At 43.5% G+C, this 24,920-nt stretch carries 24 protein-coding genes; 14 read left to right on the top strand and 10 right to left on the bottom strand.

The genetic code is table 11. The annotated features are described in order from the left end of the window. Nucleotides 1-38: 38 nt before the first annotated feature. Together gap and Q4561_RS11300 are read left to right on the top strand one after the other, a co-directional pair. Nucleotides 39-1,034, top strand: a complete 996-nt coding sequence (gene gap / locus Q4561_RS11305) for a type I glyceraldehyde-3-phosphate dehydrogenase (RefSeq protein ID WP_303460397.1) — start codon at nt 39-41, stop codon at nt 1,032-1,034. Between the two features lie 207 nt (nt 1,035-1,241). Further along, entirely contained in the window at nt 1,242-2,090 is an 849-nt protein-coding gene (locus tag Q4561_RS11300; RefSeq protein ID WP_303460396.1) for a D-hexose-6-phosphate mutarotase, read from the top strand. A 194-nt stretch (nt 2,091-2,284) separates the two neighbouring features. Here the strand turns inward: Q4561_RS11300 and Q4561_RS11295 are convergent, their stop codons facing one another. From Q4561_RS11295 to zwf, 5 genes are read right to left on the bottom strand one after another with little or no spacing between them, the layout of a single operon-like run. Next, the gene (locus Q4561_RS11295) at nt 2,285-2,932 is read right to left on the bottom strand and encodes a bifunctional 4-hydroxy-2-oxoglutarate aldolase/2-dehydro-3-deoxy-phosphogluconate aldolase (protein WP_303460394.1); all 648 of its coding nucleotides are present in this window, start codon (nt 2,930-2,932) and stop codon (nt 2,285-2,287) included. Nucleotides 2,933-2,936: 4 nt separating this feature from the next. Further along, entirely contained in the window at nt 2,937-3,890 is a 954-nt protein-coding gene (locus tag Q4561_RS11290; RefSeq protein ID WP_303460392.1) for a glucokinase, read from the bottom strand. Continuing rightward, complete coding sequence (edd, locus tag Q4561_RS11285) at nt 3,887-5,716, bottom strand: phosphogluconate dehydratase (RefSeq protein WP_303460389.1); 1,830 nt, start codon at nt 5,714-5,716, stop codon at nt 3,887-3,889. The genes Q4561_RS11290 and edd overlap by 4 nt, the downstream gene beginning before the upstream one ends. 9 nt (nt 5,717-5,725) lie before the next feature. After that, the gene (pgl, locus tag Q4561_RS11280) at nt 5,726-6,418 is read right to left on the bottom strand and encodes a 6-phosphogluconolactonase (RefSeq protein ID WP_303460386.1); all 693 of its coding nucleotides are present in this window, start codon (nt 6,416-6,418) and stop codon (nt 5,726-5,728) included. Nucleotide 6,419: 1 nt separating this feature from the next. Then, nucleotides 6,420-7,916 carry a glucose-6-phosphate dehydrogenase gene (gene zwf / locus Q4561_RS11275; RefSeq protein ID WP_303460384.1) on the bottom strand — a complete coding sequence of 499 codons (1,497 nt, stop codon included), beginning with the start codon at nt 7,914-7,916 and terminating at the stop codon, nt 6,420-6,422. A 296-nt stretch (nt 7,917-8,212) separates the two neighbouring features. Here zwf and Q4561_RS11270 point away from each other — a divergent pair, with 296 nt between their 5' ends. The 4 genes from Q4561_RS11270 (at nt 8,213) to Q4561_RS11255 (ending at nt 13,492) form a co-directional block, all read left to right on the top strand. Continuing rightward, nucleotides 8,213-9,064, top strand: coding sequence for a MurR/RpiR family transcriptional regulator (locus Q4561_RS11270; protein WP_057791191.1), 852 nt, complete (start codon nt 8,213-8,215; stop codon nt 9,062-9,064). A gap of 533 nt (nt 9,065-9,597) precedes the next feature. Next, complete coding sequence (pyk, locus tag Q4561_RS11265) at nt 9,598-11,034, top strand: pyruvate kinase (protein WP_303460382.1); 1,437 nt, start codon at nt 9,598-9,600, stop codon at nt 11,032-11,034. 198 nt (nt 11,035-11,232) lie between these two features. After that, nucleotides 11,233-12,150 carry a 5'-methylthioadenosine/S-adenosylhomocysteine nucleosidase gene (locus Q4561_RS11260; protein ID WP_303460379.1) on the top strand — a complete coding sequence of 306 codons (918 nt, stop codon included), beginning with the start codon at nt 11,233-11,235 and terminating at the stop codon, nt 12,148-12,150. A gap of 145 nt (nt 12,151-12,295) precedes the next feature. Continuing rightward, nucleotides 12,296-13,492, top strand: a complete 1,197-nt coding sequence (locus tag Q4561_RS11255; protein WP_303460377.1) for a DUF2891 domain-containing protein — start codon at nt 12,296-12,298, stop codon at nt 13,490-13,492. 282 nt (nt 13,493-13,774) lie between these two features. Here Q4561_RS11255 and Q4561_RS11250 read toward each other — a convergent pair whose 3' ends face one another. Both Q4561_RS11250 and Q4561_RS11245 read right to left on the bottom strand, forming a co-directional pair. Beyond that, entirely contained in the window at nt 13,775-14,137 is a 363-nt protein-coding gene (locus tag Q4561_RS11250) for a hypothetical protein (RefSeq protein ID WP_303460375.1), read from the bottom strand. 381 nt (nt 14,138-14,518) lie between these two features. Beyond that, on the bottom strand, nt 14,519-15,127 hold the full coding sequence (locus Q4561_RS11245; protein ID WP_303460373.1) for a BON domain-containing protein: 609 nt from the start codon (nt 15,125-15,127) through the stop codon (nt 14,519-14,521). A gap of 391 nt (nt 15,128-15,518) precedes the next feature. On the opposite strand from Q4561_RS11245, the gene Q4561_RS11240 reads away from it, so the two are divergent. Further along, on the top strand, nt 15,519-16,514 hold the full coding sequence (locus Q4561_RS11240; protein ID WP_303460372.1) for an endonuclease/exonuclease/phosphatase family protein: 996 nt from the start codon (nt 15,519-15,521) through the stop codon (nt 16,512-16,514). A gap of 115 nt (nt 16,515-16,629) precedes the next feature. On the opposite strand, the gene Q4561_RS11235 is transcribed toward Q4561_RS11240, so the two are convergent. The 3 genes from Q4561_RS11235 to Q4561_RS11225 all read right to left on the bottom strand — a co-directional run bounded on the left by Q4561_RS11235 (nt 16,630) and on the right by Q4561_RS11225 (nt 18,338). Then, a complete protein-coding gene (locus Q4561_RS11235) occupies nt 16,630-17,211 on the bottom strand; it encodes a hypothetical protein (protein ID WP_303460371.1) in 582 nt (193 codons plus the stop codon). 84 nt (nt 17,212-17,295) lie between these two features. Then, entirely contained in the window at nt 17,296-17,886 is a 591-nt protein-coding gene (locus Q4561_RS11230) for a hypothetical protein (RefSeq protein WP_303460369.1), read from the bottom strand. A gap of 215 nt (nt 17,887-18,101) precedes the next feature. Then, the gene (locus Q4561_RS11225; RefSeq protein WP_303460367.1) at nt 18,102-18,338 is read right to left on the bottom strand and encodes a hypothetical protein; all 237 of its coding nucleotides are present in this window, start codon (nt 18,336-18,338) and stop codon (nt 18,102-18,104) included. A 140-nt stretch (nt 18,339-18,478) separates the two neighbouring features. Here Q4561_RS11225 and Q4561_RS11220 point away from each other — a divergent pair, with 140 nt between their 5' ends. From Q4561_RS11220 to Q4561_RS11190, 7 genes are all read left to right on the top strand, one after another. Then, entirely contained in the window at nt 18,479-19,903 is a 1,425-nt protein-coding gene (locus Q4561_RS11220; RefSeq protein ID WP_303460365.1) for an ATP-binding protein, read from the top strand. Further along, entirely contained in the window at nt 19,903-20,592 is a 690-nt protein-coding gene (locus Q4561_RS11215) for a response regulator (protein WP_303460362.1), read from the top strand. Before Q4561_RS11220 ends, Q4561_RS11215 begins: the two co-directional genes overlap by 1 nt. A gap of 122 nt (nt 20,593-20,714) precedes the next feature. Then, the gene (locus tag Q4561_RS11210) at nt 20,715-21,737 is read left to right on the top strand and encodes a YHYH protein (RefSeq protein ID WP_303460360.1); all 1,023 of its coding nucleotides are present in this window, start codon (nt 20,715-20,717) and stop codon (nt 21,735-21,737) included. Beyond that, complete coding sequence (locus Q4561_RS11205; RefSeq protein ID WP_303460358.1) at nt 21,737-22,231, top strand: hypothetical protein; 495 nt, start codon at nt 21,737-21,739, stop codon at nt 22,229-22,231. Before Q4561_RS11210 ends, Q4561_RS11205 begins: the two co-directional genes overlap by 1 nt. A gap of 350 nt (nt 22,232-22,581) precedes the next feature. Next, a complete protein-coding gene (locus Q4561_RS11200; protein ID WP_303460355.1) occupies nt 22,582-23,484 on the top strand; it encodes a glycosyltransferase family 2 protein in 903 nt (300 codons plus the stop codon). A gap of 74 nt (nt 23,485-23,558) precedes the next feature. Beyond that, nucleotides 23,559-24,224: a guanitoxin biosynthesis heme-dependent pre-guanitoxin N-hydroxylase GntA gene (gntA, locus tag Q4561_RS11195; protein WP_303460353.1), complete on the top strand. Its 666-nt coding sequence runs from the start codon at nt 23,559-23,561 to the stop codon at nt 24,222-24,224. A 49-nt stretch (nt 24,225-24,273) separates the two neighbouring features. Continuing rightward, the gene (locus tag Q4561_RS11190; protein ID WP_303460350.1) at nt 24,274-24,864 is read left to right on the top strand and encodes an urea carboxylase-associated family protein; all 591 of its coding nucleotides are present in this window, start codon (nt 24,274-24,276) and stop codon (nt 24,862-24,864) included. Nucleotides 24,865-24,920 lie beyond the last annotated feature (56 nt).

Below are 24,920 nucleotides of genomic sequence, written 5' to 3'. Positions count from 1 at the left end.
TAATTTATTTTCATATTTAAAAATAATCGAGGTACGTCATGACAATTCGCATCGGTATTAACGGTTTTGGTCGCATTGGTCGCTTAGTAATGCGTGCGGCTGCAGCCCGTGAAGACATCGAAGTAGTTGCTATTAACGACTTATTAGATACAGATTACATTGCCTACTTATTGAAATACGATTCAACTCACGGTTTATTCGACGGTGAAGTTACAGTAGACAACAACGACTTAGTTGTAAATGGCAAAACCATTCGCATCACGTCTGAGAAAAATCCTTCTGACCTTAAATGGAACGAAGTAGATGTAGATGTAGTAGTTGAATCAACTGGCTTGTTCTTAACCAAAGAAACTGCCGCTAAACACATTGAAGCTGGCGCGAAGAAAGTGGTTATGTCTGCGCCTTCTAAAGATGACACTCCTATGTTTGTTATGGGTGTTAATGATGATAGCTACGCGGGTGAAACCATTGTTTCTAACGCATCATGTACGACTAACTGTCTAGCGCCTCTTGCTAAAGTACTTAACGACAAGTTCGGTATTGTAGATGGCTTAATGACGACAGTTCACGCGACTACAGCTACACAGAAAACCGTTGACGGTCCTTCTATGAAAGACTGGCGCGGCGGCCGTGGTGCTGGCCAAAACATCATTCCATCGTCTACTGGTGCAGCTAAAGCAGTAGGTAAAGTTATTCCTGCGCTTAACGGCAAACTAACAGGTATGGCGTTCCGCGTTCCTACGCCAAACGTTTCAGTGGTTGACCTTACTGTTAACCTAGCTACACCAACTAGCTACGACGCTATTTGTGCAGCAATGAAAGAAGCGTCTGAAGGCGAGCTTAAAGGTATTATGAGCTACACTGAAGATGCAGTGGTATCGAATGACTTTATTGGCAACGCTAATACGTCAATCTTCGATGCAACAGCCGGTATTGCACTTACTGATACATTCGTGAAAGTTATCTCTTGGTACGACAACGAATGGGGCTATTCAAACAAGGTTCTAGACTTGGTTGCTCATATTTCTAAGTAACCATTGTATCTATATCAACAACTAATCAATCAGCAAGCCTTTACGCTTTAACGGTTGATGACAGTGTAAATAGACTTAAAAAGGTGCGAATAATATTCGCACCTTTTTTGTTTTCATAGCACAATAGACTAATACTAACTCGGTTAAACGAAACCTTGTGAAAATCTCGAAAGCGGCACTAACACTACGTTGCTTCAAGGAGGATTTATGTCAACAGAATCATTGCAAGTAAGCGAATCAAACGGATTGACGTTTTTAGAAATAGATAACCACCTTGCTACAGCAAAAATCAGTTTATACGGTGGGCATGTTTTATCTTTTATTCCTAAAAAAGATGAAAAAGAGCGTTTGTGGGTTAGCCCACATGCTTACCTAAATGGCGAGCGTCCTATCCGAGGTGGAATTCCTGTTTGCTGGCCTTGGTTCAGTGATGATCATGGCAAAGCACAAGGTGAGTTACCTGCACATGGCTTCTTGCGTACACAAATGTGGCAGCTAACATCGTCAAGTGAAGACGAACAAGGAACCCATATTATCCTTACTCCTTCCTTTACTCGTGGAGAAGGGTTTGAATACGACTGCGCGGTAACACTATCAGTAAGCATTGGTGCAACCCTTAGCGTGTCGTTGATCACAGAAAATACCGGTGTTGTTCCATTTACTTATAACTGTGCTTTGCATAGCTACTTTCATGTTGAACATATTCAAGCAGTTCGACTTGAAGGTGTAACTGGCGAGTATAAAGATAAACTAGATGATTGGGCGGTGAAACCCACGCCTGATAACTATACCTTTGCAGCTGAAACCGACCGTATCCACATGACCGCCGTAGAGAATGCATCTATTGTGGTAAACGATACGCCATTTACGGATGTAGGCTCGCAAGGGAATGATTCGTTGGTGGTGTGGAACCCATGGCAAGGGGCAGCATCAATTTCAGATATGGACCCGTTTGGTTACAAACACATGCTTTGCGTAGAGTCCTCAATCACGCAAGGGAAGACTTTGCAGCCAACTGAATCACATGCCATGGTGCAAACGATTACGCCTGTGTAATGCTTAGCAAGCCGTTTAACGGCTTGCAGCTTGGCTTCGACAACGAATAGAAACAAGTACAAGTGCCCCATTCTGTTGCCAGATTTAGCCAGTTCTATTTGTCATAAAAGGTGAATCGACTACACACAAAAAAGCCCCGACAACAGCTGACCTTATCAGTCGCTCTCATCGGGGCTTTTTTTAATCACTTAACGTTAGCTGATTTTGGCACCAGCAACCGCTTCTTTAGCAAGCTGAGTAATACGATCCCAGTCACCAGACTCAATGGCATCATCAGGTGCTAACCAAGAACCACCTACGCACACAACGTTCTTAAGCGCTAGGTAATCGTTGTAGTTACCCGTGCTAATGCCACCGGTAGGACAGAACGTGAATTCAGGGAATGGGCCGCTAATTGCTTTAATCGCTTTCACACCACCAGACGCTTCAGCTGGGAAGAATTTCATGTGGGTGTAACCCGCGTCTTTCCCTTTCATCAGTTCAGACGTTGAAGAAATACCTGGGATGAGTGGAATTTCTGCTTCCATACCCGCTTTTAGCAAATCAGCTGTCATACCAGGGCTGATTGCAAATTTAGCACCCGCTTCAATAACCGCTTTAAGCTGCTGTGCATTCGTTACTGTTCCAGCACCAATAAGAGAATCAGGCACTTCATCAGCAATACGCTTGATTACATCAATTGCAGCTGGTGTGCGAAGGGTTACTTCCAATACTTTAATACCGCCCGCCATAAGCGCTTTTGCTAGCGGAACTGCCTTTTCTACGTCGTTGATAACCAATACCGGTACAACAGGGCCAGCAGCAAAGATATCAGCTGGCGAATATTTCCATTTATTTGTCATAAAATCAGCTCGCAGTATGTTGTTGAAGATAAGCAGCGGCACCTAATAAGCCATGATCAGGCTCTGCTATCAAGTAGGTAGGAATATCTTTCACGTAATGCTTCATTTGCCCCTTCGCTTCGAAACGAGCTCTAAAGTCACTATTTTGAATGAATTCAGGAAAACGGTTTGCAATGCCACCGCCAATAAAAACGCCGCCCGTTGTTGCCATATTCAAGGCTAAATTACCGGCAAAGCTACCCATAATTCTGCAGAACTGGGTTAGCGTTGCGGCGGCAATATCACAGGTACCCGCTAATGCGGCATCGGTAATTTGGGCAGGCTCTGAGAACGCAACCTTTTTGCCAGCATCTTCTGCCAATGCAGTGTAGATATTATGTAATCCCCTGCCCGACATAACTTCTTCTGCTGACGCACGGCCAAAACTTTTTTGCAGATGACGCCATACTATTACGTCAGTTTCATCTACCGGTGCGAAGTCAATGTGACCGCCCTCACCGTCTAGCGTTTGCCAGCCAGTAGAGGTCATCGTGATATGCTCTACGCCCAGCCCAGTACCTGGGCCAAATACCGCAATATTACCGCCGGCTTTCGCCGTACCTTCACCAACTTGAACCACTTGATCTGCGTTCAATACAGGTAAAGAGTGTGCTACTGCAGTAAAGTCATTGATTACAAATAACGAGTCTAACTTTAGCTGTGCGCGCAATGCATTTTGCGAAAACGCCCAACTATGGTTAGTCATCACCACTTGGTCGCCCAATACTGGGCACGCAATACCAATACACCCTTCGGTGAATTGGTACTCAGGCATATCAGTAAAATACTGTGAAATTGCCAAGTCGATACTGGCAAAATCATTACACATGTATTTCTTTATATCGGTTACGCCTGTTTCGGTAACCCGAGCTACGCGAATGTTAGTGCCCCCTACATCGGCCACAAACTTCTGGCTCATAGCGCCTGCTCCTGCGTATAAAACAATGAACATGCGCCTTCTTCAGCGCCGGTAACAATAGCACGCATGCCACCAAACATTTCACGTCCCATACCAATATGGTGATGTCCAATGTTAGCTGGTGCAGGTTCACGGGCTGCTAATGTTGCTTCATCAACATGCAAGGTAATAGCACCTGTTTCGGTGTTTAGCTCAATCATGTCACCAGCTACTACTTTGGCAAGTAAACCGCCTTTGTAGGCTTCTGGAGTCACGTGGATAGCAGCTGGAACCTTACCTGATGCGCCAGACATACGTCCGTCGGTCACTAACGCAACCTTAAAGCCTTTATCTTGTAGTACACCTAGAGGAGGCGTTAAGCGATGAAGCTCAGGCATACCGATGGCCGCTGGGCCTTGGAATCTCACCACAACAATACAATCTTTATCAAGATCGCCGGCTTTAAACGCAGCGTCTAAGTCGAATTGATCTTCAAACACCACAGCAGGCGCTTTGATATTACAATGCGGAGTAGGTAGCGCTGACGTTTTTATAACACCACGCCCTAAGTTACCCTCAAGAACACTCAAACCACCATCCGCTTTGAATGGCGCTTCAACAGTAGAAAGTACTTCTTTATCTAATGACTCTGTAGGACCATCACGCCATTCAAGCTCACCGTCTTTCAACATTGGCTCTTTGGTGTAGAAATCTAGTCCTTCGCCACAAATGGTATTTACGTCGTTGTGGAGTAATCCAGCGTCTAGCAGTTGCTTAATCAGCAAAGACATACCGCCAGCCGCTACAAAATGGTTAATATCAGCTGAGCCATTAGGGTATATGCGAGTGATAAGTGGTACTGCGTTTGAGATATCAGTAAAATCATCCCAGTTCACAATGTAACCAGCAGCGCGCGCCACTGCAATTAAATGCATAGTGTGGTTTGTAGAACCGCCAGTTGCTAACAAGCCAACTAAGCCGTTTACAATGGCTTTAGCATCAACAATATTACCGATTGGACGGTATGTATCGCCTAAGTCAGTAATACGTGTCGCTTGAATTGAAGCCGCTTTTGTTAGGGCATCACGAAGCTCTGTACCTGGGTTTACAAACGAAGAGCCTGGTAAATGAAGGCCCATCATTTCAACCACTAATTGGTTAGAGTTTGCGGTACCGTAGAAAGTACATGTACCCGCAGAGTGATAAGACTGAGATTCAGCTTCAAGTAGCGCATCACGGCCTACTTTACCTTCTGCGTATTCCTGACGAACACGGGCTTTTTCTTTATTCGGTAAACCTGAAGGCATAGGGCCGGCTGGCACAAATACTGTCGGTAAGTGACCAAAGCTTAACGCACCCATTAATAATCCAGGTACGATTTTATCACAAATACCTAGCATTAGGGTTGAGTCGAACATGTTGTGCGAAAGCGCAATAGCAGCACCTTGAGCAATGTTGTCACGGCTCATTAAGCTCAAATCCATACCGGTTTGACCCTGAGTAACACCGTCACACATAGCGGGAACACCGCCAGCAAACTGCGCCACACTACCTACACTTTTCACAGCATCGCGAATAATCGCGGGATACGTTTCGTAAGGTTGGTGCGCCGAAAGCATGTCGTTGTACGCAGATATAATTGCTACGTTTGCTTTCGTCATCGAACGTAGATCAGATTTATCTTCTGTTCCACACGCTGCAAAACCGTGCGCTAGGTTTCCGCACGACAGCACACCGCGGTGAGGACCTTGGCGGCGTGCGTGTTCAATTTTTTCTAAGTATGCCTTACGGCTATCTTTGCTACGCTCTATGATACGCTGCGTAACTTCTACAATTCTTGAATCCATCATTGTCTCCTATGGCGCCCACATCAAGGTTACCGGGGCTCTGTTTACCACGGCCGTGATGGGCTTTTGCGCTTCGGTAGCATTGTCCAGTGCATCAAGCAGTACCTGCTTTTTCTTATCACCGGTTAAATGCAGAAAAATATGTCGACTGTTTAGCAACGCCGGCAACGTAAGTGAAATACGTTGATGGGGTGCAGTTGTAGGTTGTACAGCAATACATGTGCGGCCACTGTTCATGCTCAAGCCATCATTGACTTGTTCAGAACAGGGGAATAGCGATGCGGTATGACCGTCTTCACCCATGCCTAAAATAAGCGCATCAAAAGGCTGGGACATACTTGCAATCGCTTTTTCAGCAGCATTTACGCCTTCACTAGCGTCAGCAACATCGCTTTTTAACTCAACGAAATGTGCTGCACTGGCTTTATTTTGAATAAGGTTCGCTTTTACTAAACTGGTATTACTGGCTTCATGACCTTCTTCCACCCAACGTTCATCAGCAAGGGTAATATCTACCTTGTCCCACTCTATGTCGGTTTCGCTCAACTGCTTAAAAAGCGCAAGGGGCGTTCTGCCGCCACTTACTACAAGCGAAGCACGTCCGCGGGCTTTAATGCCAGTTTTAAGAATGCTAACCAAGTCTTCAGCAAATGCTGAGGTAAGCGCATCGGGTGTATCGAATGAAAGGGTTGTTAAAGCCATATTATTTCTTCTTCCTTACCGTTTTGCTTTCGTACCAACTGCGATTTGCTCGTGCCAAAAGGCCAATTGAATCTACCGGTCCCCACGTGCCAGCCTGATAAGGCTCTGGTGGTTCATTAGACGATTTCCATGCTTCTAGAATTGAATCAACCCATGTCCAGGCTTGTTCAATTTCATCACGGCGAACGAACAGCGCCTGGTTGCCTAGCATGACTTCAAGAAGTAGCTTTTCGTAGGCATCAGGAATACGATCGTCGGCAAAGGCTTCAGAGAAGCTCAAGTTCAACTTAGATTTTTGTAAATCCATAGAGCCAGAGCTGGTCAAGCCCGGCACTTTGTTCATTACAGTAATTTCAACGCCTTCATCAGGTTGAAGTCGAATTACCAATTTGTTCGGTGGCAAGTTCTTAAAGCTATCGCCAAACAAGTTGTGTGGCTGACGCTTGAAGTAGATAACCACTTCACTGACTTTCGACGGCATACGTTTACCCGTACGAAGATAGAACGGAACACCCGCCCAACGCCAGTTATCAATCTCTGCTTTAATTGCAATGAAGGTTTCCGTTCTACTTTGGGTGTTAGCACCCTCCTCTTCCAAGTAGCCTGGTACTTCTTCACCTTTTACAAAACCTGCGGTGTACTGACCACGAACCGTGCTATCGCTAATGTTCGATGAATTAATCGGGCGCAGTGCTTTAAGTACTTTGAGCTTTTCATCACGAATGCTGTCTGCATCTAATGTCGTTGGTGGCTCCATGGCCACTAAGCTTAATATTTGAAGTAAATGGTTTTGCACCATGTCGCGCATTTGACCCGCATCGTCAAAATAACCCCAACGCCCTTCAATACCTACTGATTCCGCTACTGATATTTGAACATGGTCAATACAGTTGTGATCCCAGTTAGTGGCAAAGATAGAGTTGGCGAAACGAAGTGCAACAAGGTTAAGTACGGTCTCTTTACCTAAGTAGTGGTCAATACGATAAATTTGTTTCTCGTCGAAGTACTCAGCAACCTGCTCATTAATCACTTTTGAAGATTCAAGATCGTGACCAATCGGCTTTTCAAGTACAACACGTACACTGGAATCGATAATTTTGCAGCCGTGAAGACCGCGACAAATGTCACCATAGATAGAAGGCGGTGTAGCTAAATAACACACCATAGTGCGCGCAGGGTCAACATGATCTTCTAAAACGCAGTAGCTACCGATATCTTTCATATCGACACAAGCATAATGAAGACGTGCTTTCATTCGCTCCCACGTTTTTTCACAAAGCTCTTTATCACCAAACTTGACTAAGTTTGTATGCACTTCAGCGATATAATCTTCTAATTCCATTTCATGGCGGGCTACACCAACAATGGTTGTATCTGGATGAATGAGTTCTGCTTTTTCAAGCTGATATAAAGACGGCAGTAATTTGCGTCGTGAAAGATCACCCAATGTGCCAAATAGCACGAAATCACAGGGTTCGTAGGAATTTTCCAATACCATTTTCGTCGACCTTTTAAATGTATGTGTGAAACTAACGTGAGGTAGACGTATCTTCTAACGCCATCCACGTGTTATTAGCATATAGTTAACACCAAATGTAGTAAAATTACAACTTTTGGGTACCATTGAATCTCATTTTGACTGATTAAAGGGTTAGTACCCTACTTAAGCCCTATTTGTTCCCCTTAATCGATTAAAAATGTCAAAAAATTACATTTTTCTTGTCACTTCCGTCACATTGGGTACTATGAGTCGGGTAACCTACATCAATTTCCCTTATTAATTGCTATCTCCGTATGAATATATTAGAAAAAATCACACAAAATAAAGCGTCATTCAGCAAATCAGAACGAAAAGTGGCTGATGTTATTCTTGCGAATCCGCAAACAGCTATTCACTCGAGTATAGCAACCTTGGCTAAAATGTCGGATGTTAGTGAGCCGACAGTTAATCGCTTTTGTCGACGTTTAGATACAAAAGGCTTTCCAGACTTTAAACTTCATTTAGCACAAAGTCTCGCAAATGGAACGCCTTACGTAAACCGTCATGTTGATGAAAACGATGGGCCAGCAGATTATACCAACAAAATCTTCGAATCGACCATGGCTTCTTTAGAAGTTGCTCGCCAGTCTGTAGACGTGCAAGTGGTTAATCGCGTTGTAGATTTATTGACTCAAGCGCAGAAAATTTCATTCTTTGGACTTGGCGCATCAGCGTCTGTGGCTCACGATGCATTAAACAAGTTTTTCCGCTTTAATGTACCCGTTGTCTATTTCGAAGACATTTTAATGCAGCGCATGAGTTGCATGAACTGTTCAACCGGTGATGTTGTTGTACTTATCTCACATACAGGGCGCACCAAAAGCTTGGTAGAGATTGCCCAGATTGCCCGTATGAACGATGCTACTGTGGTGGGTATTACTTCAGCCGATAGCCCCCTATCTCACGAATGTACATATGTACTGTCTCTAGAGGTACCAGAAGATACCGATATGTATATGCCAATGGCATCACGTATTGCACAGCTTACGCTTATTGACGTGCTGGCTACTGGCTTTACTCTACGTAGAGGTAACAAATTCAGAGAAAACTTAAAACGAGTAAAAGATACCTTGCGCGGTTCTCGCTACGAAAAGCGCAACGAATAAACACTTTTTTAACGCATTCGAGTTAGCGAGCCGCCATGGTTCACGATGACTATCTCGGGTGCGTGTTATCCGTTAAACTGCGTTCAGCATTTCTCTTTAGGTTTCTTCTCTTAAGTTCCTTTCTCTCAAACTTCTTTCTTGTAAGTACTTTTCTTCAGCTTCCCGCTTTGGCTTAGCTCTTCGGGCTTAGCTAGCTTGCCTTTACGTTCTACTCTTTTCTAGCTTTGCGGTAAATAACCACATATTTTTGTTATAGCTGCTACCCTAGTTAAATGGAAATAAGCTTAACTATTGTTTAATTAAAGCACAGAAAAAGCAGTGAAAGGCATTAGCACTCTTTATTGAGATGAATGACGCAACTGGTCGGCTCAGTTCCCAATTCTTCATCTTTCATTCACATTTATGTCAGATTCATCTACTATTCTGTAATAAAATTACGTAAAGCGATTACAGGTCAACCTTTGTACAAAATGTGCAGGTTAGCCATATATCTATTTGTGTTACATCACTTAAAAAATTGCGACGGACTCCTAATGACCAGAAGAACGAAAATTCTTGCTACGCTTGGCCCTGCCACCGATTCACTCGAAAAAATTCAAGAACTGATTGCCGCAGGTGCAAACACGGTTCGAATGAACTTTTCACACGGACAGGCAGAAGATCATATCGAACGTGCCAAACGTGTAAGAGAAGCGGCTAAGAACTTAGGTAAGTACGTTGCTATTTTAGGTGATTTGCAAGGTCCAAAAATTCGTGTTGCCCGTTTTGCTGAAGGCGCGGTTAAATTGTCTATTGGCGATAGCTTTACACTTGATGCTGAACTAGACCGCGATGCCGGCGATGCTAAGCAAGTTGGTATAGATTACAAAGCCCTCCCAGATGATGTAAGTGCTGGCGACATTTTGTTACTTGATGACGGCCGTATTCAGCTAAAAGTTACTGGCGTAGAAGGTCGCAAAGTACTAACAGAAGTAACTGTTGGCGGCAAACTATCAAACAATAAAGGCATTAACCGTCAAGGCGGTGGTCTATCTGCTGAAGCCCTTACTGAAAAAGATAAGAAAGACATCATCACTGCTGCAGAGATTGGCGTTGATTACCTTGCAGTTTCATTCCCTCGAAGTGGTGAAGATCTTAATTACGCAAGAAAGTTAGCTGAAGAAGCGGGTTGCTTTGCAAAAATCTGTGCCAAGGTTGAGCGCGCAGAAACCGTAGCCACTGATGAAGCTATTACTGACATTATCAGCGCTTCAGACGCGGTAATGGTTGCCCGTGGTGATTTAGGTGTTGAAATTGGTGATGCCGAGCTCGTCGGTGTTCAGAAAAAGCTTATTGCACGTTCGCGCCAACTGAACAAAATAGTTATCACTGCGACCCAGATGATGGAGTCGATGATTGATAGCCCTATGCCTACGCGCGCAGAGGTTATGGACGTTGCTAACGCGGTACTTGATGGCACAGATGCGGTTATGCTTTCTGCTGAAACAGCGGCAGGCAGCTTCCCAATTGAAACTGTTCAAGCGATGGCGCGCGTATGTGAAGGTGCTGAGACGCACCCTAGCGTTAAAATTTCAAAGCACCGCATGGATGAGCTTTTCTCATCTACCAGCGAATCAATTGCGTTGTCAGCAGTATACGCAGCGAACCACCTACCTAGCGTAAAAGCGATTGTAGGATTAACTGAAAGCGGTAACACGCCTAAATTGATGTCGCGTATTACTACTTCGTTACCTATCATCGCGATGTCTCGTCATGAAGGCACTCTGAATACTATGGCATTGTTCCGTGGTGTTAAGCCGGTTTATTTCGATTCATCGAAAAGCGAACCTGGTAAGTTGAAATATGACGTAGTGGCTGCACTAAAAGAAAAAGGCTTAGTGCAAAGCGGCGATAGCATCATTTTGACCTACGGCGATGAAATGGAAAAAATTGGCGCAACCAATACACTTAAAATTGTAGATGTAGAATAAGCGGGAATTCCCTCCTTTTTCATATTAAGGCAGCCGATGGCTGCCTTTTTTATTGCCTTTTTTATTGCTTTTTTAAATGCGAGATTTACCCATGCCTACCACCTACTCGCATTGTAATTTCCCCATTGAACTGATAGAAAAGAATAGCGTTCAAGTTACTATGTATCACCTATAACTCCTCCAATCGACGGAATAATAATGAAAATAGCAATTCCACTTTTTTCCGCGCTTTTTGCGCTGCTTTGTTTTAACAGTATGGCTGAATCTACTATGAAGAGCGTGACCGTTAGCGCTTCTACTGCTCCTTTGGCGCCCATCATGATTCAAGGGCCCATGCCGATAGAAGCTGAATACTTTGCCTCTTTATTAACCGATGTTCGTGTTGAGCATTCTGGTAATGCCACTTTCTATTTGGGTGAATTAAATGGTTACCCCATGGTAGTGGCGAAAACCGGTAAAGGACTAGAAAACACCGCCGCTGCAACGGCCATTGGCATTGCCCGATATCAACCTCGAATGATAATCAATCAAGGGACATCAGGGGGACACGACCCCGCCCTTCATGTTGGCGATATTGTATTGGGTGAAAAAAGCGTAAACGCGAGTAACTTTAAAACGCCCAAGTTAAGTGCGGGCGAAGGGTCTAATCCACTTGATTGGATCCCTATGGATATAATGGCTTCCGAAGGCAGTGCGGGTGAAGGTGACAGTGCCGCAGATGCTGAAAAAATTCGTTTTTATGCCGGTGACGAAACCTTGCTGACGCTTGCCATGTCACTGAGCAAAGAACATAAAAGCGGAAATGTGGTAAAAGGTACCATCGGCAGTGGTAACTTTTGGAATAATGAAATTGACCGCATTGCGTGGTTGCATAAAAATTTGGGGACTAGTGTAGAAGAAATGGAGTCTGCGGCAGCGGCCCAAATGGCACACGCTTATGGCGTACCTTTTCTTGGCATTCGTATTTTATCTAACAATATTACCAATAATGGTGAGTACAACCCGAATACTGCAGAAGCCTGCCAAGTGTTTGTTAAAGCCGTTGTCGAAGCTTATATTTCATCATTAAAAACCGCGAGCGCAACTGTAAACAAAACGTCAAGTGGCGCTGAGTAAACACATCGTTTGGCCTGTATATTCTGTTAGCGCTAATCGCCCTCAGTTTAGTCGGCCTAACCCATAATGAACTGCCGAGTGCTAATCCGTTTTGGTATATATAACTCGGCGATTTTCTTTCTTATCAAAAATTGGCATTTATTTTATGAAATTGATCATGCTATCTAATTTGTCGACTGGGCTAATAACTAAGCCAGTAACGGTGCTGTTCACTGTGCTCTCTCTCGCTTCTTTTCCATTGCTGGCGAATGCTGAGAATAGTAAGGGGGCTACTAGTGATTTGCCTAGTGCTTTACCAAGCGATCTTGCTGCTGATCTACCTGGAGAGAGGCAAGTCATAGACCGCTTTGCTGAATTAGCGCTTGCATGCGTTCACAAAGAGTACCCGAATATTGTAAAGCATATGATGACGGGAGAAGAACATGTGAAGCCCCCTAAGCAACTGTACCCTGCTTTTTACGGCTGCTTCGACTGGCACTCGTCTGTACACGGTCATTGGCTGCTAACGCGTATAGCAAGCCAATACCCGCAAGTACCCCATTACCAAGACATTATGAATAGCCTAGATGTTAGTTTCACTGAAGAGAACATTGCGGGTGAACTGGCCTATTTTAATCGTGAAGGCACAGGTACTAGCTTTGAACGCCCCTATGGACTTGCTTGGTTCTTACAATTAACCAGCGAACTTCGTGAGTGGAACTCACCTGACGCTAAGAAGTGGTTAGCCATTCTATTACCCTTAGAAGAAAAAATAGTGGCCAACGTGTCTGACTGGCTACCTAAATTATCTTTTCCTATCCGTGTTGGCGAACATAGCCAAACCGCGTTCGCATTTGGCCTTATGTTGGATTGGAGCCAAACCGCAGGTGATGAAACATTTGAAACCTTACTGACGGACACAATTACCCGTTTATATTCAGACGATGTTAATTGCCCGCTAGCCTATGAACCTTCGGGTCAAGATTTCTTATCACCGTGTATTGCTGAGGCGGATTTAATGCGCCGAGTGTTAGCGCCTAAACAATTTGCGAGCTGGCTATCTGCATTTTTACCTAGTATCCCGACCGATGGAGATGGTTCTTGGCTAACCGTGGCATCGGTTGTGGACAAGAGCGATGGCAAACTTGCGCATTTAGATGGTTTAAATTTAAGCCGAGCATGGATGCTTGAAGGCATTGCCTCAGCGCTTCCTAAAAGCGATAAGCGCAGCCTTGCTATTAACCACGCCGCAATTTCGCATAAAACAGCGGGAGTGAATTCCGTTATTCATGATATGCACTATATGGGGAGTCATTGGTTGGGAAGTTTTGCGACTTACTTAGAAACACAAAGAGGCCTATAGCCTTAACAGGGCTTAGATGACAACTGAGCCTCATCTTACCGACTTGCGTTGCGTTAACACCTATTGCTTAACCTACGCAAGCTGTAATGGCTAAGGCTGCCTAGTTGACGCTTCGGTGCTGGTTGACGCTTCGGTGTTAGCCCTTTTAGCTTTCGCATAGCGCATTAGATGCATTGACGGCGCTTATGCTGGCTATATTTTCCTTTAATCACATTTACACAGACTCTGTTTGCTCTTGAAAAGCCACATAGTTAACCTACTTCAAGCGCTAATCCAGCGAGCTTAAATGCTCACGAACTCAGTCGCGTCTGCATTAAATTGTGATTGATGATGAATAAGAATGCTTTTAGCACGATCAACTAAATCGTCGCGCTTAAATGTCCAATTACGTAAGTCAGCTTGTTTAGCTTCAGCGAGATAAAACTCGATACGAGTTTTACGCAACAAATCACGCTTTTGTGACACATCGAAATCGGTTTGAGATAGTATGCGCTCTATTTTAACGATTGTAGCGTGGTGAGCTTTATCTGAATCATCAGCGTTAGCTTTAGCCACGTAACCCGAGTTGTTCGTTAAAACACCAGCAACAACTATCAGCAGAGAAATCAAAACACCTGATACTAACCAACTTAACATTTTCATCATCTAATTCCTTTATAAAAACTAATCCTGCACATTCTTCAGTAAGCGACGTCTGTTCCTACTGCCGTTGATTCAGAGTGACGCTAACCTTTACCTTAGATTGCACATTGTGTTCCAGGTTTTGTACGGCTGTTCAATTACGGTGGAGAGTATACGTAGCAATGGATTGGATGAAAACACGACAAAGGTTGTAAGACAAAAGTTGTAAGTTGATGAGAAAATTCTACATGTTGCTGCGAAAAAACGGGATATTAACCTAAGTTGCTAAAACTACTATTTTTAGTTAATACAGCGCGTTAGTTGCTATTCCACCTCGCTTTTACGGTTACATTTTACGCAAAAAAGGGGCCCATAGGGCCCCTTTTCAAATGCGATAATTACTACCTATTTCATTGCAGTTTCTGTAATTATTTGCAAATTATCTTCAACATGTTTTACATCAGATGCGTTTTTGGCAATCTCGATGGCCAATTGGCGCTCGGCATCAGAATCAACGTTACCAGTTAAAGTAACATTACCTTCCTGAACATCTACATCAATATCGAAACCAGAGATGTCAGAGTCCATTAATAGACGGGTCTTAATGACGGTAGCGATTTTAGCATCAGTTAGTGTACCGACTTGCTTGTCAGACTCCTCGTCGGCGTCATCAGACATATCGCTAGTCATATTATCCATATCTTTCTTTTCAATCACAGTAAGCTGGTTGTCTACTGATATCACACCATCGATATTTGCCACTAACTCTTCAGCTAGCTTTTTATCGACAGAGTGGTCTACTTTACCTGTTAACACAACGTTGCCGTTGTCTACATCTGTATTGATATCGAATGAATCAAGGTTGCCGTTGAATAGTAGAGTTGCTTCTGCTTTTCCATCTATCCACGCATCCTTAGCGCCTTTTTCCCATTTGTTATCGGTCTCCATGTCACCAGCAAATGCTGCGGTTGTCATCGAGGTTGCTACAAGTATGGAAAGTATTGTGCGTTTCATAACAGTTCTCCTTTGTCGAAACTCATAATAACTAATGCGAAACTCAAGCCAACACAGCAAGTGATTGATTTTAATTGCGAAATATTAATTCTCAAGTATCTTATTTCATTAACATTTCTGCAAACTTTTCGTTCTGTGCGAATTTTTTACCTACTAAATGCCCAAGCGGAACAATTATTGAATGATTTTCAAACAAGTAACGGGTTTTGAACCAATAAATGTTGATAAAAGCACGTTCACAACGCATTAGACGTATTTGTCTCGCGGGTGTTCTTTATGAGTACTTTTCTATAGATAGTCTCCTATGAGCGCTATTTAATAGAAGCCCTGCAAGGGCTCGATTAGCGAAGACAAATGAAAGTAATTCGATAAATTTTAGTCAGGAACGACAATGAATATATTACTTAACACTGTGGCGATATTGCTTATAGCCGCCACATTAGCCCCGTCACTTCCCTCTAAACACTGGCTTGTTCGGGTATGGGAGTTTCCACGCTTACAACTATTAGGGTTAATGGTTATTACGTTAGTTGTACGGTGCGTAATGTACCCAACCGATTTGTCCAACTCTGGGCTAATTTTTACTGCGTTACTCTATTTAGCATTAGTCGCATCTGCTGTGTATCAAGCCATTTGGATATTGCCTTATACCTTGTTTTACAAAAAGGAAGTGGTGAGAGCATCTGATAAAGATGAGGGAGAGAGCATCAGTATTTTATCTAGCAATGTATTCATGCCAAATGAAGATTATGACAAGTTGTTAACCCATGTACGCGATGCCGATCCCGATTTTGTGGTTACCTTAGAATCGAACAAACGTTGGGAAATAGCCCTTTCTGCGCTGAATGAAACTCACCCTCATCAACAGCATTGCCCATTGGAAAATTTATATGGCATGCACCTTTATAGTAAATACCCACTAAAGACAGCAACACTAAATTACTTGGTTGAAGATGACGTACCTTCGATGCTAGTAACGATTGAAATGGGTGGTCAAGATGTCACCCTCTATTTTTTACACCCTAAACCGCCTAGCCCGACTGAAAACAAGACGGCGAAACCACGGGATATTGAGCTCACCATGGTAGGACAAGAAATATCTCAAAAAGAAGGGCCAATTATTGTAGCCGGAGACTTGAACGATGTAGCGTGGTCACCTACCACTCGCAAATTTAAGAAAATAAGCGGCATGCTGGATCCTAGAATTGGACGAGCCTTCTTTAACACCTTTCATGCCCACTACCCTCTTATAAAGTGGCCGTTAGATCATGTGTTTCATTCAAGCCACTTTATGTTAGAAGACATTAGAAAGCTGTCGGATATTGGCTCCGACCACTACCCGTTATTAACACGATTGAAATTACAGCCGACACTAAAAAGCCGCTAAACAGCGGCTTGATATAAGCGTTAAGGTAATAAAAACTGGGTTATAGAGTGCGGTTTTTACGTCGTATTAATGCGGTATTAGTATTAATAAGATAATGAAGAGTATCGCGTTACCTTTATGTAGCGAGGTGACGCGATGAAACGGCTTTAGCCGCTTTAGTATTATGATTAACACACCACATCACGCTTTCGCACGCATCTTCACGGCGCTTAAAGTGCGCTAAGCCTACGAGTTTATCTTCTCGCGGCCATACAGCTTGCTTTAAAATGGCCATATCACTGTCGGTGAGTAAACTTGTATCTAAACTCATCTCAACAGCTTTTTTATTGGGTTTAATCAATGCCGGTTTCGCATCAGTAATAATACTTTTTTGAACGCACACATATTCTCGTAATACCGGGTCGCGAACTACACCAATGTAATCGTCATCACAGATAATAGCCGGCCATCCTTCAGAAATTCGGCTCTGCCAAAACATCACTAACGTAAAGGCAACTAACACAAATAAAGTGAGACCAATAAATTGGCTGTCTAAATCTGGTGCAACAGACACAATTATTCCTACTAATGCAGCAAATAATATCCACCCACCAAAAACCCTTCGCATAGCGTTAGGCGAAATACCGGAAATAACGCTAACCTGTTTTAATTGGCTTTTTTCATAGTTGCGAAGTTCAACTACCGATCCAGAGTTCACAACTCTCTCCACTTGTTTTTACTCACTTTACAAATATACGATTAAGCTCACAAGTGAACCATAAATTATTATAATAATTAAGATTTACGCTGACTTAGGAAGTTCCGTAGAAAGCTGGCAAATTTCAAAATGCATTGAATCTGCATGATTATCTTGCTGTCGGCGTAACTTTGACAAAATCACGGATGGCTCAGGTTCTCCAAAAAAGAACCATTCAGCAAAAAGTTTTCCTAGGCCACCACTGCGCAATTGGTAAACATGCACTACATATCGATAACCGTTTACATAGGCATCTTGGTATGCCCGACTTTCATCTACCGACGTTAATCCCCCACGAGGGTGGATGGCAAAGCTTTTAACCCCAGCTCCGCGCTTAGTTAAAAATGAAATTCCGGCCTCGGTTACCCTGTCGATGGCAGCTTTTTTCAGCGCCTCAAGGGTGATATCTAGATAGGGAACGTCAATTTTACCAAATAAACGACATGCATTAGGGCACCCTGGTGCTAGGCTCACTGAAAATGCCGTATGGTCACGACCTTCCCATGGCCGGATCCAGACATAAGGGCTAACGTGAACATAAAGATCGATACCGTCGCACTGGATGCTGAATACATCGGGAACTTCTGTATTTCTTGCGTTTACTAGCTCGTTAAGGCGCTCGTCACTGTATTGCATACTAGGCCTTCCATTAGATGTTCTAAACTGATGCGCAAGGGAAAAACCTAATAATAGGTCGCGCTGTTAACACTCAGTTTATTGAAGCGCCATTATGACATATTTGATGTTTTTTTGTTAGAGCGATCTGTAATAAGAAAGCAAAAACTGACGGTGTAATTATACACTGTCAGCTTTCATGCTCTGAGGGGAATTGATATGGCTAGCGCGAGGGATTAACGCTGTTCGCGATGGTTTGCAGGAACCGCAACTAATTGCTCTTCAACCATTTCACACGTACCTTCAACGCTGTCTCCGCGACGCGTTTCAAAAGAGACTGTATCCCCTTCAGATTTTCCATCACATGCTTCAATAGCTTCTGGAGGTGGACCATTCGGACGACCCTGTTGAGCGAATGCACTAAGACTTCCTGTGATTAACGTGGCAACGAGTACAAACTTTAACAATTTCATGAATATTCCTAAGAAGATTAACTAACTCACATTAAGCATACGCGTTAATTGTGCAGATTTAGTGTAGTAAGTATGTAGAAGTAGCGGAATAAATCCAGAAACGATTGTTAGCAAGGGGCAAGCATAGATATACTCTATGCATGAAACTATCCCATAAATTGCTTGTTATTCTTGTTGGCTTTACCTGTGTATCTTTGTTGCTTTCACTCGCACTTGCACGCTGGAGCTTTGAACAAGGCTTTAACGAATTTATCCAAAATCAAGAACGTGAACGCTTAAGAAGCTTAAGTCGCGTACTCATTGCTGAATACCGCAACAACAATAATTCGTGGGATGGCATTGAAACGGATATTGATAGGATACAGCGCGTAGCGCCGGATGGCATGCCCCCTCCTCGCCCCGGCATGCGACCTCGCCCAGGAAATTTTCCTCCCCCACGACGTCTAATTGAAGACGTATCATTTGGCCCGCCCACCTTACTGATGGATGCGTCGGGAGAGGTAATTTCAGGGCGTGTATCTAAAGAGGACGAAAACGAACGCAACCAAGTTATGGTGAAACTTGAAATTAACGGTGAGTTAATAGGCCGCTTAACCAGTTATCCGCCTAAAACCCCTGATTCAGATGTGGCCCGCGCTTTTTCAGCGCAACAACTGCATGCCATCATTTTTATTGGCTTAGTATCGCTTATCGGCTCACTTATACTGGCGCTTGGTGTAACGCCTCGCATGCTTAACCCTTTCAAGGCTATTCTACAAAGCGTTAAAGGGCTTACCGCCCATCAGTACAAAACCAATTTACCAGAGGATCGCCCCGATGAGTTTGGTGAACTTATGCGACATATCAATACGCTAGGTAATACTCTTGAAGCTCACAAGAACACTAAAAGCCAGTGGCTTGCTGATATATCTCATGAACTAAGAACTCCACTCACAATTTTGTCGGGGGAAATAGAACTAATAAAGGCCGGAATACGTCCTTTAGATCAAAAACAATTGGCGTCATTCGACCAAGAAGTGTCTAGATTATCTCTGCTTGTTGAAGATTTATATCAATTATCACTGTCTGATATTGGCGGGCTTTCGTACCATTTTTCACCGGTAGATTTAAGTCTTCTCATTTTAAAGCAAAGTGAAAGCCTTACGCATATTTTCGAGACAAAGGGATTATCCTTTCGTTTTTCATGCCCGTCTGACATAACCATAAATGCGGACCACCAGCGATTAAAGCAGTTGATGCTGAACCTACTAGTCAATGCCTGTGAGTATACTGATGTGCCTGGCACAGTAGAGTTATTGGTAACTGAACAATCTTCCCATGTTTCCATCATCGTCCAAGACTCGGCCCCAAGTATTGCGCAAGGAAATGCAGCAGTGTTATTTGAACCTTTGTTTAGAGAAGATGCCTCACGTAAAAGGCGCACTCAAGGCGCTGGATTAGGCTTATCTATTAGCAAGCAAATTGTAGAGGCGCATGGCGGTACTATTCGCGCATCAGCTTCATCCCTCGGCGGAGTTAACATTACGGCCGAGTTACCTAAAAATTTCAATACGGAAAAAAATTGATGACAACCCAGAAACACGTACTCATTGTAGAAGATGAAGATAAGATTGCTCAAATCTTAGTTGAGTTTCTTGCATTAGAAGGGTTCACATCTACCGTATTGAATGAAGGGACTCATGTGGTTGACACAGTGAAAAAAGAAGCCCCTGCAGCGATAATTTTAGACAGAATGTTACCCGGCATGGATGGGCTTACCATTTGTAAATCCTTACGGCGTTTTTCCATGGTGCCCATTATCATGCTAACGGCCAGAGTCGACGAAATAGACCGGCTTATTGGGCTTGAGGCTGGCGCAGATGATTATGTCTGTAAACCTTTTTCTGCCCGTGAAGTGGTCGCCCGAATTCAAGCTGTGTTACGCCGTAGTACGCAACAAATCAGTTCCGACGCATCAACAGATAAGCTGGAATTTCGCCATATTGAATTAGATATGTCGCGGTTTGAATGTGCAGTTGATGGCAAGACTATAGAGCTTACCCCTGTTGAATTTCGTTTATTAAAAACCATGATGACAAAACCTGGGGTAGTTTATTCCCGAGACCAACTTATGGAGCTCGCTTACGAAGATGGTCGCGTGGTGAGTAACCGCACCATAGACAGTCATATGAAAAACTTACGCCAGAAGTTAATGGCCCCTGAGCACACTAGCCCTATTCATGCCGTTTATGGAATTGGCTACAAAGTACAATAGGCTTTAGTAAATCTTCATCGAAGACTCATTGAACCTGCACTGGATCTACACATTTAAGCGGTAACCTTCAGCTTTACTGTTGGTTAACCACTCAAATCTAAAATAAAGTTCAGGAGCAATTCATGAAGACATCATTTTACACACTGGTCATACTCGCGTTATTAGGCACATCTGCCTGTTCCGATAGCGACAATTCGACCGATTCTTCAGCAGCGGCGAATGATACATCTGCTGACAGCGGCTCAGGCGATGATGCTTCGGATGCACCAGATGATACGGACAGCAATCAAGTAGGCCCAAATCCAGATTATTTCTTAGCTGCTGGACTTGCCGAGAACATCACAACCACCTCGTGTACGCTTACCGACGGCACCACTACCCAATGCTACAAAGTGGTAATTAACGGTGCACCTGCCAATGCTGAAATAGGGCCATTTTGCCCTTCTAATATCACAGATGATGCCACTGAAGGCGGTATATGGTTTGACGGCAGTGGCGAAGTGTACCCACTTGAAGGTCAGTTCTTTGTTGATGTTAAAACCTTATATGGCGACGATTGGGAGTTATACGATGAAGATACCGGCGAGATTCATGTAACAGACACACAGGTAGCGTGTGAGGCCGCAGCTCGTCCTAATGTAGCAGCCGAATATCAAAATCACTGCGTACAATGCTCGATTAGCTATTATGACGGCGGTATGCAGCAAACCATATTGATTCCCGTTACCCCAGTGCCGATGTCAAACCCTGAAACTATAGGCGCTGACTTAGGTGTTTCACTAAACGGCGTAGTCATAGCCGGCCCAGCCCCAGTAACCCAAATTTTAGCCGCCAATACCATTGCCGCCTTTGACGACTGTGGTGGCCATGTTAACCCCGCTGAAGGTTATCACTACCACGCATCTTTGGGGTGTAGTGAAGTTGTGACCACCATTGATGATCATGCCAACCTAATGGGTTACGCACTTGATGGGTATGGCATATACGGCATGCTCAACGCTGACGGTGAAGAAGATTATGATCTTGATGAGTGCCGAGGCCATGAAGACGAGACCAGAGGCTATCACTACCATGCAGCCAGTGCGGCAGAAAACATGTTTATTGGCTGCTACCAAGGTGCCCAAGGCAGTATAGCGCTAAATTAATGCAGACTTTACGCTCACCCTTACTGGCATCATTTTGTGCAATGCCCATCTTAATGGTAATGCTGTGCTCGTCTGTAGTATTGGCCCACAGCGGTCATATCCACGATGATGCAGTGCTAGCCTGTAAAGCTAAAACAAAAGGTGATACATGCAGCTATATTGTCGCAGATACCAAACGATATAAAGGCAGTTGCCAGATATTCAACGAAAATAGGTTGTGTGTGCGAAATAAGCCTATCGAGTATCTTCAACCTGTTGCTCCCAGCCCGAACATCCATGACCCACATATTGATGACGCGCAAATAAATGCCTCAAAGATTGTCGAGTTAAAGGTTGTGGAGCGAAAGGTTGTGGATTTAGACACCACTGCCTCGAATAGCGCTAAGCAGAAACCTGCCGGCCCGAATACTGATAAACAGGGCATCGATAAACAAAACACGGACAAACAGGTCATCGATAAACGAAAGATAGATAACAAGAGTACTGCAAACTAATATGTACGGACATCATAGTTAAAGAGAGGTTTAACCTCTTTTTAACCGTGCTTAAATTCGGTCATTTCCTTTTTAAAATTCCGCCAAATCCTCTCTCATTTCCTGATCAATTAGGCTAATGCGAGTATGAAATAGATTCACACCCAGTGAATTCTTTGCAATGTAATTTAAAAGTACAACCTCACCAAAACTTATATTCTCTAAACTTTTCAACATATTAGACTAAGGTCTAATAATTGCTTACTAAGAATCACGTAAGTCAGTTAGTGCGACGTTTGGTGTTGTTGGTAGAGAGCAGTGTTTCCTACCAATCATCCAACAGTTACCCAAAGGGAAATTAGGAGGTTTACATGCATTCACCCGTCAGCGTAGTAACGATTGTAAAAAGTCGAACAGAAAAGCTCTGCAGACTCATAGAACAGCTTGAGTCATGTAACCCATTACCCGATGAACTTGTAATTGTTTGGATGTGTTCTCCATCTACGCTTTCACTAGCGAAGAGTGAGAAATTTAACATCGTACATAAGTTTGTTGCCAATGCAGCACTACCCATTGCAAGAGCGCGTAACCGCGGCTTACAAGAAGCTAAAAGTAATTTGCTTGCTTACATAAACGTTGATGCCATTGTTGATAAAAATTTTATCTCAAAGGGTATGAATGCGTGGCGACCTGGGTCGGTTGTATTTACTAAAGTGACCTTTATTCCAGAGCCGCAGTGGTCATTGCCCTATGAAACTCTGCGTCAAATCAACAATCAAGAATTACCAAGCAAAGACAATAACGAAATACCGTCAAGAAAACAGGAAGATGATCATGGAAAGTCTAGTGACGATAGCATTTGTTCTACAGTGTTTTTTATTAGCAAGACAGATTTTAAGAAAACCGGCGGTTTCGATGAAGGTTACGACGGCTTCGGACTAAATGATGAAGACTTCTTTACCAATTGCCGATCACTTGGGTTTTCACTCAATCAGATTGAGTTGCACACCTTTGCTCCAGAGCGACTAAATTATCGTTGTCCGATTAACCACCTATTAGATTTTGTTAGAAACGCCGAGCGCTATCATGCGAAATGGGGCGTTAATCCACGACTTGATGTTTTAAACGCATATGCAGAAGCCGGTTATATCAATAAGGATTTTGAAACCGAAGGCATTCACGTTCTGCAACTTCCAAAGCGAGACAAACCAGCTGTTGCTGTTAAGAGCGAAGCGCAAAACGTGGAATCTGCGCTAGTAAAACAAACCGCTTAGTCATCTTTAGCACCTAGTCATCATTACCTCCAGTCGACGTGTAACCGAACTATGTGAGTATTCAAGGAGTGAGTATGTCTATTCTTAAGCCTGATCTTGACAATAAATTGTCTGCGTTCATTGACCAAGCGGAATTTCCTTGTGTCGGTGCGAAAACAGCACTGAATAAAGGAAAAGTTACTGTGCGTCAGTACGATAACCTTCTGTGTGATATGAACGATACCGATATTTTGACTGATATATATGACTTCATTCATCAGTTCGAAATAGACCAAGATATGTATTCTTCGCTAGTGCTCACATTCGAACTACCTGAAGTCATTACCGAAGCGGTTTTTGACAAACTACTTTGGCGCAAACTTCAAAATCTACACGACATTGACTCTTGTTTATACGATTGGGATGACGAGGTAGACGACAATCCCCACAACCCTAATTTTAGTTTTAGCTTGGGCGGCAAGGCATTTTTCATCATTGGCCTTCACCCAGGTGCGAAACGTAAAAGTAGGCGTTTTGAACGCCCTGCCCTTGTGTTTAATTTACACGAGCAATTTGAACTGCTTCGCGAACAAGGTAAATTTGAAAGTTTAAGAGACCACATTCGTCAACAAGATGAAGCCTTCTGTGGGTCAAAAAATACTTTATTGCAAAATCATGGTGAGGAATCAGAGGCGTATCAATACAGTGGGAAGCAGCAGCCCAATAATTGGCAGTGCCCATTCCATGCGAGTCAGAACTAATTCCTTATTGAATCAACACAGATTTGAAATAAAACAGAACGAGGCGGCAATGCGACAAACAATACAACCAAGAAGCGGAACAGCATTCACCATAAAACAAGGTGAGCAACTTAAAGTTATCGACCCGGAAGGTGAACAAGTTGCCGATTTATATGCCTTTAATGCGCATGATAAGAATGAATTTATGTCATCGGGCCGTTCTTTAGATTATAACGAGAGTACACAATTTAAAACCGGTTGCAAACTTTACTCGAACGAAAGTCAGGTGATGTTTGAAATTATCGAAGACACGGTTGAAGAGCACGATTTCTTATTAACGCCTTGCAGTGTAGATACATTTAAACACTTTTACCCTACCGAAACACCGGTTCCTGGATGCCATGGAAATTTGGTAACTGCCTTTGCCGAGTTCGATATTCCTGCCCATCACATAGGCACAACGTTCAATACTTTCATGCACGTTGATATCAGTAAAGAAGGGAAAATTGCCGTACTTCCTCCTACCAGTAAGGCGGGTGACTATACTATCTTCGAAGCAAAAATGGACATGATTGTTGGCCTTACCGCGTGCTCGGCCGGCGAATCAAATAACTTTCGCTATAAGCCTATTCAATTCGAAATTTTGCCTGCTCGCTTATAATTGTTAAATACAAAAAGGCGCTTAGGCTAATTAAGTGTAAGCGCCGCTTATTCCAC

Source organism: Alteromonas sp. 1_MG-2023 (assembly GCF_030547075.1).
Classification (GTDB): domain Bacteria; phylum Pseudomonadota; class Gammaproteobacteria; order Enterobacterales; family Alteromonadaceae; genus Alteromonas.
This window is presented reverse-complemented; position numbering and strand designations above follow the sequence as displayed.

Coding starts and splice junctions, on each gene's coding strand:
- Q4561_RS11300 (WP_303460396.1), top strand. CDS start 1,242: ATGTCAACAGAATCATTGCAAGTAAGCGAATCAAACGGATTGACGTTT.
- Q4561_RS11200 (WP_303460355.1), top strand. CDS start 22,582: ATGCATTCACCCGTCAGCGTAGTAACGATTGTAAAAAGTCGAACAGAA.
- Q4561_RS11240 (WP_303460372.1), top strand. CDS start 15,519: ATGAATATATTACTTAACACTGTGGCGATATTGCTTATAGCCGCCACA.
- zwf (WP_303460384.1), bottom strand. CDS start 7,916: ATGGTATTGGAAAATTCCTACGAACCCTGTGATTTCGTGCTATTTGGC.
- Q4561_RS11245 (WP_303460373.1), bottom strand. CDS start 15,127: ATGAAACGCACAATACTTTCCATACTTGTAGCAACCTCGATGACAACC.
- Q4561_RS11230 (WP_303460369.1), bottom strand. CDS start 17,886: ATGCAATACAGTGACGAGCGCCTTAACGAGCTAGTAAACGCAAGAAAT.
- Q4561_RS11190 (WP_303460350.1), top strand. CDS start 24,274: ATGCGACAAACAATACAACCAAGAAGCGGAACAGCATTCACCATAAAA.
- pyk (WP_303460382.1), top strand. CDS start 9,598: ATGACCAGAAGAACGAAAATTCTTGCTACGCTTGGCCCTGCCACCGAT.
- Q4561_RS11295 (WP_303460394.1), bottom strand. CDS start 2,932: ATGACAAATAAATGGAAATATTCGCCAGCTGATATCTTTGCTGCTGGC.
- Q4561_RS11220 (WP_303460365.1), top strand. CDS start 18,479: ATGAAACTATCCCATAAATTGCTTGTTATTCTTGTTGGCTTTACCTGT.
- gap (WP_303460397.1), top strand. CDS start 39: ATGACAATTCGCATCGGTATTAACGGTTTTGGTCGCATTGGTCGCTTA.
- Q4561_RS11290 (WP_303460392.1), bottom strand. CDS start 3,890: ATGAGCCAGAAGTTTGTGGCCGATGTAGGGGGCACTAACATTCGCGTA.
- Q4561_RS11260 (WP_303460379.1), top strand. CDS start 11,233: ATGAAAATAGCAATTCCACTTTTTTCCGCGCTTTTTGCGCTGCTTTGT.
- gntA (WP_303460353.1), top strand. CDS start 23,559: ATGTCTATTCTTAAGCCTGATCTTGACAATAAATTGTCTGCGTTCATT.
- Q4561_RS11255 (WP_303460377.1), top strand. CDS start 12,296: ATGAAATTGATCATGCTATCTAATTTGTCGACTGGGCTAATAACTAAG.
- edd (WP_303460389.1), bottom strand. CDS start 5,716: ATGGATTCAAGAATTGTAGAAGTTACGCAGCGTATCATAGAGCGTAGC.
- Q4561_RS11205 (WP_303460358.1), top strand. CDS start 21,737: ATGCAGACTTTACGCTCACCCTTACTGGCATCATTTTGTGCAATGCCC.
- Q4561_RS11210 (WP_303460360.1), top strand. CDS start 20,715: ATGAAGACATCATTTTACACACTGGTCATACTCGCGTTATTAGGCACA.
- Q4561_RS11215 (WP_303460362.1), top strand. CDS start 19,903: ATGACAACCCAGAAACACGTACTCATTGTAGAAGATGAAGATAAGATT.
- pgl (WP_303460386.1), bottom strand. CDS start 6,418: ATGGCTTTAACAACCCTTTCATTCGATACACCCGATGCGCTTACCTCA.
- Q4561_RS11270 (WP_057791191.1), top strand. CDS start 8,213: ATGAATATATTAGAAAAAATCACACAAAATAAAGCGTCATTCAGCAAA.
- Q4561_RS11250 (WP_303460375.1), bottom strand. CDS start 14,137: ATGATGAAAATGTTAAGTTGGTTAGTATCAGGTGTTTTGATTTCTCTG.
- Q4561_RS11225 (WP_303460367.1), bottom strand. CDS start 18,338: ATGAAATTGTTAAAGTTTGTACTCGTTGCCACGTTAATCACAGGAAGT.